This is a genomic window from Pseudomonas sp. JQ170C (genome assembly GCF_035581345.1).
Taxonomy (GTDB): domain Bacteria; phylum Pseudomonadota; class Gammaproteobacteria; order Pseudomonadales; family Pseudomonadaceae; genus Aquipseudomonas.
Genome location: NZ_CP141608.1, coordinates 5,294,068 through 5,308,145 on the forward strand (window position 1 = coordinate 5,294,068; position 14,078 = coordinate 5,308,145).

Genomic DNA, 14,078 nt, shown 5'->3' on the forward strand with positions numbered 1-14,078 from the left:
TCAGGCAAAGGCACGCACGTTAGAGCGGCCAGTTCGGGGTCGCGCGTGCCACCAGTTCGCCAACATCCACACCCCGCGGCAACACCCCGTAGACCCGGCCACTGCCGCCCAGGCGGCTGCCGATAAAGGCATCGCTGACCGTGGCATTACCGGCCTCGAGCAACAGCTTGGCCTGCAGGCCCAGGGCGATGTCTTCAGTGAGCTGGCGGGCGCGGTACTGGATGTCGCCGGTGTCGGCGAATGCCGCCTTGAGGTTGCCGATATGTGCAGCCAGTCGGGGGTCGCCATGGCCATCGCCCAGCTCGTCGAACAGGGTGTCGAGCACACCCGGCTCCTTGGACAGCGCGCGCAGTACATCCAGGCACTGAACGTTGCCCGAACCTTCCCAGGTAGAGTTGACCGGTGCCTCGCGGTACAGCCTTGGCAGGATGCTCTCTTCGACATACCCCGCGCCGCCCATGCACTCGGCGGCTTCGTTGATCATGGCCGGGGCACGCTTGCAGATCCAGTATTTGCCTACCGCCGTCACCAGGCGGGCAAAGCGGGCCTGGTGGGCATCATCGGGCTGGTCCAGGGCGTGCCCCATGCGCAGGCTCAGCGCCAGCGCCGCTTCGCTTTCCAGGGCCAGGTCAGCCAGCACGTTCTGCATCAGTGGCTGCTCGGCCAGCAGGCGTCCGCCGACCTGACGATGGGCGCAATGGTGTGCGGCCTGGGTCAGGGCCTGACGCATCAATGCGCTGGAACCGACCATGCAGTCGAAGCGGGTCATGGCGACCATCTCGATGATGGTCGGTACGCCGCGCCCTTCCTCGCCAATCATCCAGGCCAGGGCGCCACGGAATTCCACTTCGCTGGAAGCGTTGGAGCAATTGCCCAGTTTGTTCTTCAGGCGCTGGATATAGAACTGGTTGCGGCTGTCATCCGGGCGGTGGCGCGGCAGCAGGAAACAGCTCAGGCCCTTTTCAGTCTGGGCCAGGGTCAGGAAGGCATCGCACATCGGCGCCGAACAGAACCATTTGTGCCCGACCAGTTCGTAGGCCTGGCCCGGCCCCGGAGCACCCACCGGGTAGGCGCGGGTGGTGTTGGCGCGCACGTCGGTACCGCCCTGCTTCTCGGTCATGGCCATGCCCAGGGTCACACCGACCTTGTGCCGGTCACCGATGTTACGAGGGTCGTACTCAGTGGCAAGGACCTTTGGCAGCCAGTATTCAGCCAGTTCCGGCTGCAGCTTGAGCGCCGGCACGGCGGCAAAGGTCATGGTCAACGGGCAACCGCTACCGGCTTCGGCCTGGCTGTGCAGGTAGGTCATCGAGGCTCGGGCGACATGGGCGCCTTCACGAGGGTCGGTCCAGGGCAGCGACGGCAGGCCATGCTCGATGGCCGTGCGCATCAGCTCGTGGTAGGCCGGGTGAAACTCCACCAGGTCGATGCGGTGACCATAGCGGTCATGGCTACTGAATTGCGGCGTGTTCTGGTTGGCCAGAAACCCCGCCGCCATCAATGGCCCACCGGCCAGCGCCCCGTATGCATCAATGCGCGCCTCGGCCCAACCCGCCCCGTAACGCCGCGACCACTCCTGCAAAGGCAGATCGATGCGGTAGAGGTTGGCGCCATCCAGCGATGGCGGCTGGTTGGTGACCTCATGGGTTTCAGCGTACTGGTGCAGGTTCATCGGGGGGTCTCCTGGATCCGGACGTGTCTGAAATTTCAGTGAATCACGCCCCGCCCCCCGTACAAAGTGACAAAAACGCCTAACTAGCTGCGATTTAGCCCCTGCCGGCTCAGTGCCTGCGGCTGGCTCATGGCCAGGCTCAAGCGCAGTTCAAAACGGCTGCCAAGCCCCGGGTTGGACTCATGCTGCAGACGGGCGCCCATCAGTCCCGCCAACTGCCGGCAGATCGCCAGGCCAATGCCCAGGCCGCCATATTGACGGGTCATGGAGCCATCCACCTGGAAAAAACGCTGGTAGAGGTTGGCGTCGTCCAGGCTGTCGAAGCCGATGCCGCTGTCGCTGACACTGATGGCCAGACCGACCAAATGAGGCCCCTGCAACTGCCCCCTGACCTGCAGCATCACCCCGCCCTGATGGGTGAACTTGATCCCGTTGTCGAGCAGGTAGCTGATGCACAACGCCAGCTTGTGCCGGTCACCGACCACCATCTCGGGCAGGTCGGCCGGGGTATCCAGGCTCAAGTACAAACCCTTGGCCAGGGCCGCCGCTGCGTATTTGGCCCGCAACTCCTGCACCAGTGCGCGCAAGCCGAAGGGGGCGTTGTGGGCACTCAACCGCCCGGCCTGAAGCTCGGTAAGGATCAGGATGTCGTCGACCATACCCATCATGTCCTGGGCAGCGGCACTGGCGGTGCGCTGGTACTGGGCCAGTTCAGGCTCAAGGGGTAGCGTTTGCATCAGCTCCAGCGAGCCGATCACCCCGTTCATCGGTGTGCGCAGCTCGTGGGTCACCGTGGCCAGGAACTCGTCTTTGAGTCGGTTGCTAGTGGCCAACTGCTGGTTCAGCCGCTCCAGGGTCTGGCCGGTCTCACGGAGCGCCTGGGCCTGCTGGTCACGCATGCTGTTGATCCGGTCGGCCAGGGCCAGCGACAGCAGGCCGACCTCCAGGGCCGAGCCGATCTGGCTGGCGTACATGGTCAGGAACACATTGGGCAGGTAGCCCAGGACCATCAGCGTATTGACCAGCCCACCGAGCAGGAAGGCCGACCAGGCAATGATGAAGTAACGCGCCACCCGCAGGCCCCGGCGCCAGGCAAACACCCCGGCGGCAAAGATACTTACGGTAAACAGCAGGGCCAGCGCCGTGGCCAGGCGCAAGGCAATGGCATAGCTGCTGGTCAGCGACAGCAGCATGACCAGCACACCACCGGCCATCAGCAACTTGAGCAGGTTGTCGAACACCCGGCTGTGCTGGCCCAGCTGCAGGAAACTGCGGGCGAACTGGCAGCCGAACAATCCGGCAGCCCCGATGAACAGTGGCGTGGCGGCGTTCGCCCACCAGGGGTTGTCCGGCCAGAAGTACGCCACGCCGGCGCCGTTGACCGATACCTGGTAAAGGCCGAACGAGGCGATATAGAGGATGTAATAGAGGTAGCTGGTGTCACGCACGCTGAGATAGATGAACAGGTTGTACACCAGCATGCCCAGCAGTACGCCGTAGATCAGACCGAGCACATAGAGACGGGTGGGTTGCGCTTCCAGGTAGGCCTTGGCGGACCATAAGGTCAGGGGTGCCTGTACCGAGCCCTGGCTGTGCAGGCGCAAGTAGGCCGTGGTGGTTTGCCCGGGGGCAAAGGGCAACTCGAACAGGTAGTTGTTTTGCTCGATCTGGCGGCTGGCATAGGGCAAGGCGTCGCCGGTGCGCTGCGCCAGGCGGAACGTGCCGGTGGCGTCGGGCAGGTAGAGTTCCAGGTGGTCCAGTGGTGGGTAGGCCAGCTCCAGCAACCAACTGCGCGGGGCGGCCGAAGGCAGGGCGGTGTAGTGCAAATCGAGCCTGATCCAGAACACCGAGGTTGAATAACCCGCGTTGAGCACATCGGCCTGGTGTCGGCGAAAGTGCTCGCTGAATGCCGGAGCACTCACCTGCGCAATGCTGGCATTCCCCTCGCGATCCTCGAACACGTGCATTTCCCGCCCCAGGGGCAGGCTACGCGTTGAATCGTCGAAATCGACCGCCCCGGCCAGCAATGGCAACCAGCCCAGCACAACAATCAGCAAATAGCGCATACAGCCCCAGCATGGTCTGTCCCGGTCGTGTCGCAAAGGCCCCCTATCCGTTTGAGGCGACGCAATCCGGCAGTAACCGTTATCGGTAGATTCGAGCACTCTAGCATAGCTTTTCAGGGCTGCCAGAGGCTACTTAAAACTTTGATCGGAAGGCTCTAGAACGGTACTTTCAGAGATTTATACATGCACTTCCTGACCACTTGATCAAAAAACCTCACTGCAGGGGCAGACCCGACAAAAGCGATTGGTGGTAAGCTCGCGCACCATGAATACCTACAGCTCCCGCCCCGTTGTCCTCTGTCTCTCCGGCCACGACCCAAGTGGCGGCGCCGGCTTGCAGGCAGATATCGAAGCCCTGATTGCTCAAGGTTGCCACGCCGCTCCCGCCGTGACCGCTTTGACCGTGCAGGATACCGTCAATGTCAGTGACTTTCGCGTGCTCGACCGCGAGTGGGTACTGGCCCAGGCTAACGCCGTGCTCGCCGATTCGACGGTAGCCGCGGTCAAGCTGGGCATGCTCGGCTCGCTGGACATGGTCGACACCGTCGTCGAACTGCTCAGTGCCCACCCGCACCTGCCGCTGGTCTGCGACCCGGTACTGCGCGCTGGCGGCGGTGGCCGCCTGGGCAAGGATGAGGTTGGCTATGCCATGCGCGAGCGGTTGCTGCCGCTGGCGACCATTGCCACACCGAACCTGCCCGAGGCCCGCATCCTGGCCGAGCTGCCGGAAGGCACTGCCGACGAATGCGCAGAAAAACTGCTGCCCTTCGTCAGACACCTGCTGATCACCGGCGGTCACGGTGACGAGCATGAAATCCACAACCGCCTGTACAGCCGCGATGGCCAGCGTCACACCTGGACCTGCCAACGCCTGCCTGGCAGCTACCACGGCTCGGGTTGCACCCTGGCCAGCGCCCTGGCCGGCCGCCTGGCCCTGGGTGAACACTTGCAAAGCGCCGTACGCTCGGCCCTTGACTACACCTGGCGCACCCTGCGCGATGCCGAACAACTGGGCAAAGGCCAATACGTGCCGCGTCGCCTTCCCCTGGATTTCTGTTCCTGAACCCGAGGCCCCGAGATGAAGCTACGCGGTCTGTATGCCATCACCGACAGCCAGCTGTTGGCCGGCAAGTTTTTGCCCTACGTCGAAGCGGCCCTCGACGGTGGCGTGACCTTGTTGCAATACCGTGACAAAAGCCAGGATGAAGCCCGCCGCCTGCGCGAGGCTGAAGCCCTGGCCGAGCTGTGCAGCCGCTACAAGACCCGTCTGATCATCAACGATGATGCCGAGCTGGCCGCACGCCTGGGTGTCGGCGTTCATCTGGGCCAGACCGACGGCCCGCTGACCCCGGCCCGTACCCTGCTGGGGCGCGAGGCAATCATCGGTTCTACCTGCCACGCCCAGCTGGAGCTGGCCGAACAAGCCGCCCGTGAAGGTGCCAGCTATGTCGCCTTCGGCCGCTTCTTCAACTCCGTGACCAAGCCGGGTGCACCAGCCGCCGACACCGCGCTGCTGGAACAAGCCCGTACCCGGCTCAAACTGCCGATCTGCGTGATCGGCGGCATCACCCTGGACAACGCTGCCCCGCTGGTCGCCCACGGCGCCGACCTGCTAGCGGTGATTCACGGCCTGTTCGGCGCCGACAGCACGCAGGAAGTCACCCGCCGTGCCCGCGCCTTCAATGCCCTGTTCGCATCTGCCTGATTGAGAGAGCCCATCATGTCTCGTTCCGAAACCCTGTTTGCCAACGCCCAGAAGCACATCCCCGGTGGCGTCAACTCGCCGGTGCGGGCGTTCAAGAGCGTTGGCGGCACGCCGCTGTTCTTCAAGCATGCCGAAGGTGCCTACGTCACCGACGAAGATGACAAGCGCTACGTCGACTACGTGGGTTCCTGGGGCCCGATGATCCTCGGCCACAGCCACCCGGACGTACTCGACTCGGTGCGCAAGCAGCTTGAGCACGGCCTGTCCTACGGCGCGCCAACCGCCATGGAAACCGAGATGGCCGACCTGGTCTGCTCGATCGTGCCGTCGATGGAAATGGTGCGCATGGTCAGCTCCGGTACCGAAGCGACCATGAGCGCCATTCGTCTGGCCCGTGGTTTTACCGGCCGTGACAGCATCATCAAGTTCGAGGGCTGCTACCACGGCCACTCCGACAGCCTGCTGGTCAAGGCCGGCTCCGGCTTGCTGACTCAGGGCGTACCCAGCTCCGCAGGTGTACCGGCAGCCTTTGCCAAACACACCCTGACCCTGCCATTCAACGACATCGACGCCGTCGAGAAGATGCTGGCCGAAGTGGGCCAGGAAGTGGCCTGCATCATCGTCGAGCCGGTGGCCGGCAACATGAACTGCGTGCCGCCGGCACCGGGCTTCCTCGAAGGCTTGCGTGCACTGTGCGACCAGCACGGCGTGGTGCTGATCTTCGACGAAGTGATGACCGGTTTTCGCGTTGCCCTGGGCGGCGCCCAGGCGCACTACGGCGTTACCCCGGACCTGTCGACCTTCGGCAAGATCGTCGGTGGCGGCATGCCGGTGGGCTGCTTTGGCGGCAAGCGCAAGATCATGGAACAGATCGCGCCACTGGGCCCGGTCTACCAGGCTGGCACCCTGTCGGGCAACCCGCTGGCCATGGCCGCCGGCCTGACCACCCTCAAGCTGATCAGCCGCCCAGGCTTCCACGACGAGCTCACGGCCTACACCAGCAAATTGCTTGATGGTCTGCAGCAGCGCGCCGATGCAGCCGGTATTCCGTTCGTCACCACCCAGGCGGGCGGCATGTTCGGCCTGTACTTCAGCGGCGCCGACGACATCGTCACCTTCGATGACGTGATGGCCAGTGATGCCGAGCGCTTCAAGCGCTTCTTCCATCTGATGCTTGAAGGTGGCGTGTACCTGGCGCCAAGCGCCTTCGAGGCTGGTTTCACCTCGATCGCCCACGGCGAAACCGAGCTGAAAATCACCCTGGATGCTGCCGAGCGGGCGTTCGCCAAGCTCTGATTGCATCTGAACCATCGCGGGGCAAGCCCGCTCCTACACTGTACGGTGTAGGAGCGGGCTTGCCCCGCGATAACAGAAAATCGAGTAAAGACTTTGTAAGGTAGGCGCTGCTTATCCCATAATGTGCCACCAGACACTTTGGCCGCAGCTTTGCAGAGGTAAGTCGATCCCCATGAACCGCACCGGCCGCGCCCTCGCCCTGGGCTGCCTGTTGCTTCTTCAGCCCCTGCTGGCCTCGGCAGGCGGTAACTCGTTGCTGATTCCAGCAACGGGCCGCTGCACCCTCGATTCCCAACCTGAAGACCTGCCCCAGGCCCTGGCAGCGTGCCAGCAAGCCGCGCAGTCAGGCGACGCCCAGGCTCAATACGAATTGGGCGAATTCTATTATCAGGGCACCTACACCCCGCGCGATCTTCATCAGGCTCTGAGCTACTTCGAGCAGGCTTCGCTGCAAGGCCACGCCGAGGCGCAATATCGTCTGGGGACCATGTTCTACAAGGGCGAAGGCGTTGCCGCCAACAATGTACAGGCGTACATCGTGTTGAAAATGGCGGCGGTCAACGGCGCAGAGGATGCCCTGGACCTGGCCGACGAAGTGTCGGAAAAAATGCCGCGCGATGAGCTGGAAGTGGCGACCCAGGTACTGGGACAGATATTCCGCAAGTACCTGCTTGAGCTGCAGACCGCCGAAGGGCGCACCCCTTTCGCACCACTCCCCTGAACAGCCGGCCTACTTCTCCGGCATCGGCATCGGAAACGGCATCACGTTGCCCACGCCTCGGGCCTCGCTGATTTTCGGCGTTCCCAAGCGCTCGACCTCATCAATGCGCACGATCGAATGCATCGGCACGAAGCTGCGCACCACGCCCTCGAACTGGGCCTTGAGTTTTTCTTCACTCGGATCGACCACGACCTGGGTACGCTCGCCAAAGACAAACTCTTCTATCTCCAGAAAGCCCCACAGATCGCTCTGGTAGATCTGCTTGGCATACATCTCGAATACCTGGCCCTGGTTGAGAAAGATCACTTTGTAGATAGGCGCTTCACGTTTGGTCATTTCGAAGGGGCAGTCACAGGTTGAAAAGTAAGCGCTAACTATAACATAGGGCCTGGACCGACAATGCTAGGAACCGCCGGCCCACCCCCTTATAATGCGCGGTTCTTCGAATTACCTGATGATCTCCCATGGCCAAGAAGCTTTATATCGAAACCCACGGTTGCCAAATGAACGAGTACGACAGCTCGCGCATGGTCGATCTGCTGGGTGAACATCAAGCCCTGGAGGTCACTGCGCGGGCCGAAGACGCGGACGTGATCCTGCTCAACACCTGCTCGATCCGCGAGCGCGCCCAGGACCGGGTCTACTCCCAACTGGGCCGCTGGCGTGAACTCAAGGACCTGAAGCCGGACATGGTCATCGCCGTTGGCGGCTGCGTGGCCAGCCAGGAAGGCGAGTCGATCCGCAAGCGCGCGCCCTATGTCGACGTGGTCTTCGGCCCACAAACCCTGCACCGCCTGCCGGAGATGATCGACGCTGCGCGCACCACGCGCCTGCCTCAGGTCGATGTGTCATTCCCCGAAATCGAGAAGTTCGACCACCTGCCCGAACCGCGCATTGACGGGCCGACCGCTTATGTCTCGGTCATGGAAGGCTGCAGCAAGTACTGCACCTTCTGCGTGGTGCCCTACACCCGCGGCGAAGAAGTCAGCCGACCGTTCGACGACGTGCTGGCCGAGGTCATCCACCTGGCCGAAAACGGCGTGCGTGAAATCACCCTGCTGGGGCAGAACGTCAACGGCTACCGTGGCCAGACTCACGATGGCCGCCTGGCCGATCTTGCCGAGCTGATCCGCGTGGTCGCCGCCGTCGAGGGTATCGACCGCATCCGCTACACCACCTCGCATCCGCTGGAGTTCTCCGACAGCCTGATCCAGGCCCACGCCGAAGTACCGGAGCTGGTCAAGCACCTGCACCTGCCTGTGCAGTCGGGCTCTGACCGCGTGCTGGCGGCGATGAAGCGCAACCACACCGTGCTCGAATACAAGTCCAAACTGCGCAAGCTCAAGGCCGCCGTGCCGGGCATCTGCATCAGCTCGGACTTCATCGTCGGCTTCCCGGGCGAAACCGAAAAAGACTTTGAGCAGACCATGAAGCTGGTGGCCGACGTCGGTTTCGACTTCTCCTACTCCTTCGTCTACAGCCAGCGCCCGGGCACCCCGGCCTCCGACCTGCCCGACGAGACCTCGGAAGACGTGAAAAAGGAGCGGCTCAAGGCCCTGCAGCATCGCCTGGATACCCAAGGCTTCGAGATCAGTCGACAAATGGTCGGCAGCATCCAGCGCATCCTCGTCACCGACTACTCGCGCCGCGACCCTGGCCAGTTGCAGGGGCGCACCGAGAATAATCGTATCGTCAACTTCCGCTGCGACAATCCGAAGCTGATCGGCCAGTTCGTCGATATCCATATCGACGACGCACGCCCTCACTCGCTGTTCGGTTCGCTGGCCCATTGACCTGTCCAGCCGGGCCGCAACACTGGCCCGGCGACCCTTGATCGTTTCAGCGCTTTCGCCCTGCAGCGGCTAGGGTTATCCTTGAGTCCATATCCATTGCCGTCGGGCGGCTGAAAAACAACCTTGAACGCACCCATAGAACCTCATCGTTTCATCCTCGAGCCCTTCGAGGCCCATCGCTTCGCCAATCTGTGCGGGCAATTCGACGAGCATTTGCGCCTCATCGAACAACGCCTGGCCATCGAAATCCGCAACCGCGGCAATCAGTTCGAGCTGATCGGCGAACCCAAGCACACCTCCTCTGCCGAGCAACTGCTGCGCCGTCTCTACCGCGAGACCAAGGCCACTGAGCTATCGCCGGAAATGGTCCACCTGTTCCTGCAGGAATCTGCAGTCCAGGCGCTGGAAAACCCGGCGGTGAACGAAGTCAGTGTTTCCCTGCGCACACGCAAGGGCATGATTCGTCCTCGCGGGCTGAACCAGCAGCGCTACGTCAAGGAAATCCTCGGCAACGACATCAACTTCGGCATCGGTCCGGCCGGTACCGGCAAGACCTACCTGGCCGTGGCCTGCGCGGTCGATGCACTGGAGCGCGAACAGGTACGCCGTATCCTGCTGGTGCGCCCTGCGGTCGAAGCGGGCGAGAAGCTCGGCTTCCTGCCGGGCGACCTGGCCCAGAAGATCGACCCGTACCTGCGCCCCCTGTACGACGCCCTGTATGAAATGCTCGGCTTTGAACACGTGGCCAAACTGATCGAACGCCAGGTGATCGAGATCGCCCCGCTGGCCTACATGCGTGGCCGAACCCTCAACAACAGCTTCATCATCCTCGACGAAAGCCAGAACACCACCGTCGAGCAGATGAAGATGTTCCTGACCCGTATCGGCTTCGGCTCCACGGCGGTGATCACCGGTGACATCACCCAGGTCGACCTGCCGCGTGGCACCAAGTCGGGCCTGGCCCATGTGATCGAAGTGCTCAAGGACGTGCCGGGTATCAGCTTCACCCACTTCCAGCCCAAAGACGTGGTTCGCCACCCGCTGGTGCAGCGCATCGTCGAGGCCTACGAGCGTTTTGAAAACCAGCAGCCAGACCGTGAAGGCACCCGTCGCGATGCTTGAACTCGACCTGCAACGGGCCACGGATGCCGCTGCCCCTGATGACGCACTCTTCCGCCGCTGGTGCGAGCTGGCGTTGCGCCAGCGCACTGCCGACTCGGAAATGACCATCCGCCTGGTGGACGAAGCCGAAGGCCGTGAGCTCAATCACACCTACCGGCACAAGGACTACGCCACCAACGTGCTGTCCTTCCCCGCCGACGTCCCCGACGACCTGCTCGACATTCCCCTGCTGGGCGATCTGGTGATCTGCGTCGCCGTGGTCGAGCGCGAAGCCGCCGAACAGGGCAAGGCCCTCGAAGCCCACTGGGCGCACCTGGTGATCCACGGTTGCCTGCACCTGCTGGGCTATGACCACATCGAAGATGATGAGGCCGAGGAAATGGAAGCACTGGAACGCGAGTTGCTTGCCGAACTGGGTCACCCTGACCCATACGCCGACGACGAACACGACTTACCCCCCACTGATATCAGCAAGGAACACGAGTAACCGCCATGAGCGAAGATCGATCGAGCAACGGGCAAAAGTCCTGGTTGGGCAAACTGACCCAGGCTTTTGCCCATGAGCCGAAAAACCGCCAGGAGCTGCTTGAGCTGCTGCGCGAAGCCCACCAGAACAAGCTGCTCGACAGCGAGGCGCTGACCATTGTCGAAGGCGCCATCCAGGTGGCCGACCTGCAAGTACGCGACATCATGGTGCCGCGCTCGCAGATGATCAGCATCAAGGCCACGCAATCGCCACGCGAGTTCCTGCCGGCGGTGATCGACGCTGCGCACTCGCGCTACCCGGTGGTCGGCGAAAGCCATGACGATGTGCTCGGCGTGCTGCTGGCCAAAGACCTGCTGCCATTGATCCTCAAGGAGAATGGCGACAGCTTCAACATCAAGGACCTGCTGCGCCCGGCCACCTTCGTGCCCGAGTCCAAGCGCCTGAACGTGTTGCTGCGCGAGTTCCGTGCCAACCACAACCACATGGCCATCGTCATCGACGAGTACGGCGGTGTGGCTGGCCTGGTCACCATTGAAGACGTGCTCGAGCAGATCGTCGGCGACATCGAAGACGAACATGACGTCGAGGAAGACAGCTACATCAAGCCACTGCCAAGTGGCGACTTCCTGATCAAGGCCCTGACCCCGATCGAGAACTTCAACGAGTTCTTCGACAGCCAGTTCTCCGACGATGAGTTCGATACGGTCGGCGGCCTGGTGATGAGCGCCTTCGGCCACCTGCCCAAGCGTAACGAGACCACCGAGATCGGCCCGTATCGCTTCCGCATTCTCAACGCCGACAGCCGCCGGATACACCTGCTGCGTCTGACCCCTATCACCCGTTAAGGACAACCATGCGCTGGATCACCCGCCCCGGCTGGCCCGGTAACCTGCTGGCCGTGGCGGCTGGCGCAATCACCACCCTGGCCCTGGCGCCGTTCGACATCTGGCCGCTGGCTTTGCTGGCGGCCGGCCTGTTCTACCTTGGCCTGCGCGAGCTGAGCCCGCGTCAGGCCCTGGGCCGCGGCTGGTGCTTCGGCTTTGGCTTGTACGCCGCCGGCACCAGCTGGATCTACGTCAGCATCAACACCTACGGCGGCGCGACACCGCTACTGGCGACCGGCTTGCTGGTGGCGTTCTTTGCCGCCATCGCCTGGTTCTTTGCCCTGCCCGCCTGGGTCTGGGCACGCTGGCTGCGTCGCAACGAAGCGCCCCTGGCCGACGCCCTGTGCTTCGCGGCCTTGTGGGTGGGCCAGGAAGCGTTCCGCGGCTGGTTCCTCACCGGCTTTCCCTGGCTGTACTCCGGCTACAGCCAGCTTGATGGCCCGCTGTCCGGCCTGGCCCCGATCGGCGGCATGTGGCTGATCTCCTTCTGCCTGGCCCTGTGCGCAGCCTTGCTGTGCAACCTGCCACGCCTGCGTGAACGCAAGTCCTTCCTGGCGGTGGCCATTGTGTTGCTGCTGGCGCCCTGGGGCGTGGGGATGGCACTGAAGGATCACGCCTGGACCACGCCAGCCGGCAAGCCCCTGACCGTCGCGGCCCTGCAAGGCAACGTCGAGCAGGAAATGAAGTGGAACCCCGAACACGTCAATGCCCAACTCGCGCTGTACCGGGACATGAGCTTCAGCTCCAAGCCCGTCGACTTGCTGGTGTGGCCGGAGACTGCGGTGCCGATCCTCAAGGACCAGGCCCAGGGTTACCTGGACATGATGGGGAGTTTTGCCGCCGAGCGTCATTCGGCGCTGATTACCGGGCTCCCGGTACGCGAGATCGTCCACCAGCAACGTCGCTACTACAACGGCATTACCGTGACCGGCGAAGGCGATGGCACCTACCTCAAGCAGAAGCTGGTGCCGTTCGGTGAGTACGTACCCTTGCAGGACATGCTTCGCGGCCTGATCGCCTTCTTCGACCTGCCCATGTCGGACTTTGCCCGAGGCCCGTCGGACCAGCCATTGCTGCAAGCCAAGGGCTATCAGATCGCTCCGTACATTTGCTACGAAGTGGTCTACCCGGAGTTCGCTGCAAGCCTGGCAGCGCGCAGCGACATTCTCCTGACCATCAGCAACGATACCTGGTTCGGCACCTCGATCGGCCCGCTGCAACACCTGCAGATGGCCCAGATGCGCGCACTGGAGGCGGGGCGCTGGATGATCCGCGCCACCAACAATGGCGTGACCGGTCTGATTGACCCGTTCGGGCGTATCACGGTGCAGATCCCGCAGTTCGAGCGCGGGATCCTCTACGGCGAAGTGGTGCCGATGCAGCAGCTCACACCGTACCTGCAGTACCGCTCCTGGCCCCTGGTGATCCTCTGCGCGCTGTTGCTGGGCTGGGCCCTGCTCGCCAGCCGCATCGCCAAGACCGTCTAGTAGAACGTCCGATAGCCGAGCAGGCCGACTGCCTCGTTGAGCAGTTGGCCGCTCTGCCAGATCGACTTGCTCTCTGGCAGCCAGCCACCGAACGGCCGGGCATGATCGCGCCCAAGAAAGCCGACCGGCGCTGGCACCACCTCGAAGCCGGCCTGCTCGAAGCTCCAGCGCGAGCGCTGCATATGCCAGGCCTGAGTCACCACCACCACACGCTTGATGCCCAGGGGCTGCAGCATTTCGGCAGTCATCCGGGCATTTTCCCAGGTCGTGCGGCTGCGCCCTTCCTGCCAGCGCACCGCAACACCCAGGTCACGCTGGAGGGCATCGGCCATCAACTGCGCCTCGCTGGGAGGCGCACCAAAATGCAGGCCTCCACTGGTCAGCAACGGCAAGCCTGACGCCTTGGCCAATTGCGCGGCATAGCGCATGCGCTCCATGGCCACGCCGGTTGGCTGGTCGACATCGCCCCAGGCCGGATCGCCACGCTCTCGCCCGGCACCCAGAATGACAATGGCATCTGCCCGCTCGGCCAGTTGCGCCCAATTCGCCTGGTTCAGCGCCGGCTCGGTTTCCAGCCAGCGCGCCGAACGCTCGACAACAACCGGCAAGCTCATCAACCACAACCCACCCAGGCCCAGCACGAAGCACAGGGCAGAAAGCCGCGGCCAGGAGCGGCGCAGCCACCAGGCCAGAAGCAGCAAAAGGAATAGAATGCCAGGGGGCAGAATCAGTTGTTTGATCAGGTAGCGGATCGGCACAGGACACCTCCAGGGAGGTGCGCAGCCTAAAAGGATCGGCACCTGGCAACAAGCGTAGTCAGGCGCCGATCCTCATGGTTTTTCCGA

General features: G+C 63.1%; 13 protein-coding genes. 9 read left to right on the plus strand and 4 right to left on the minus strand.

The genetic code is table 11. The features are described 5' to 3' along the window. Positions 1–19: 19 nt before the first annotated feature. Positions 20–1,672 (minus strand): acyl-CoA dehydrogenase family protein, encoded by a 1,653-nt coding sequence (locus U9R80_RS24100; RefSeq protein WP_301839998.1) that lies wholly within the window; start codon positions 1,670–1,672, stop codon positions 20–22. Positions 1,673–1,755: 83 nt separating this feature from the next. After that, entirely contained in the window at positions 1,756–3,738 is a 1,983-nt protein-coding gene (locus U9R80_RS24105) for a sensor histidine kinase (protein WP_301839997.1), read from the minus strand. 265 nt (positions 3,739–4,003) lie between these two features. Here U9R80_RS24105 and U9R80_RS24110 point away from each other — a divergent pair, with 265 nt between their 5' ends. The 4 genes from U9R80_RS24110 to U9R80_RS24125 all read left to right on the plus strand — a co-directional run bounded on the left by U9R80_RS24110 (position 4,004) and on the right by U9R80_RS24125 (position 7,460). Then, entirely contained in the window at positions 4,004–4,801 is a 798-nt protein-coding gene (locus tag U9R80_RS24110; RefSeq protein ID WP_028944382.1) for a hydroxymethylpyrimidine/phosphomethylpyrimidine kinase, read from the plus strand. Positions 4,802–4,816: 15 nt separating this feature from the next. Further along, on the plus strand, positions 4,817–5,443 hold the full coding sequence (gene thiE / locus U9R80_RS24115; RefSeq protein WP_301839995.1) for a thiamine phosphate synthase: 627 nt from the start codon (positions 4,817–4,819) through the stop codon (positions 5,441–5,443). Positions 5,444–5,458: 15 nt separating this feature from the next. Beyond that, a complete protein-coding gene (gene hemL / locus U9R80_RS24120; RefSeq protein ID WP_301839993.1) occupies positions 5,459–6,739 on the plus strand; it encodes a glutamate-1-semialdehyde 2,1-aminomutase in 1,281 nt (426 codons plus the stop codon). A 172-nt stretch (positions 6,740–6,911) separates the two neighbouring features. Further along, positions 6,912–7,460 (plus strand): tetratricopeptide repeat protein, encoded by a 549-nt coding sequence (locus U9R80_RS24125; RefSeq protein WP_301839992.1) that lies wholly within the window; start codon positions 6,912–6,914, stop codon positions 7,458–7,460. Positions 7,461–7,469: 9 nt separating this feature from the next. Here U9R80_RS24125 and U9R80_RS24130 read toward each other — a convergent pair whose 3' ends face one another. Then, complete coding sequence (locus tag U9R80_RS24130) at positions 7,470–7,796, minus strand: DUF1820 family protein (RefSeq protein ID WP_028944386.1); 327 nt, start codon at positions 7,794–7,796, stop codon at positions 7,470–7,472. Positions 7,797–7,924: 128 nt separating this feature from the next. Between U9R80_RS24130 and miaB the strand changes: the two genes are divergently transcribed. From miaB to lnt, 5 genes are all read left to right on the plus strand, one after another. After that, positions 7,925–9,253: a tRNA (N6-isopentenyl adenosine(37)-C2)-methylthiotransferase MiaB gene (miaB, locus tag U9R80_RS24135; RefSeq protein WP_301839990.1), complete on the plus strand. Its 1,329-nt coding sequence runs from the start codon at positions 7,925–7,927 to the stop codon at positions 9,251–9,253. 123 nt (positions 9,254–9,376) lie between these two features. Then, positions 9,377–10,375 (plus strand): PhoH family protein, encoded by a 999-nt coding sequence (locus U9R80_RS24140; RefSeq protein ID WP_028944388.1) that lies wholly within the window; start codon positions 9,377–9,379, stop codon positions 10,373–10,375. Beyond that, positions 10,368–10,862: an rRNA maturation RNase YbeY gene (gene ybeY, locus U9R80_RS24145; RefSeq protein ID WP_301840133.1), complete on the plus strand. Its 495-nt coding sequence runs from the start codon at positions 10,368–10,370 to the stop codon at positions 10,860–10,862. Before U9R80_RS24140 ends, ybeY begins: the two co-directional genes overlap by 8 nt. 5 nt (positions 10,863–10,867) lie before the next feature. Beyond that, positions 10,868–11,707, plus strand: coding sequence for an HlyC/CorC family transporter (locus tag U9R80_RS24150; protein WP_028944390.1), 840 nt, complete (start codon positions 10,868–10,870; stop codon positions 11,705–11,707). Positions 11,708–11,715: 8 nt separating this feature from the next. Continuing rightward, on the plus strand, positions 11,716–13,233 hold the full coding sequence (lnt, locus tag U9R80_RS24155; RefSeq protein WP_301839989.1) for an apolipoprotein N-acyltransferase: 1,518 nt from the start codon (positions 11,716–11,718) through the stop codon (positions 13,231–13,233). Here the strand turns inward: lnt and U9R80_RS24160 are convergent. Next, complete coding sequence (locus U9R80_RS24160) at positions 13,230–13,991, minus strand: YdcF family protein (protein WP_301839987.1); 762 nt, start codon at positions 13,989–13,991, stop codon at positions 13,230–13,232. The two genes, lnt and U9R80_RS24160, sit on opposite strands and share 4 nt — an antisense overlap. Between the last annotated feature and the right edge of the window lie 87 nt (positions 13,992–14,078).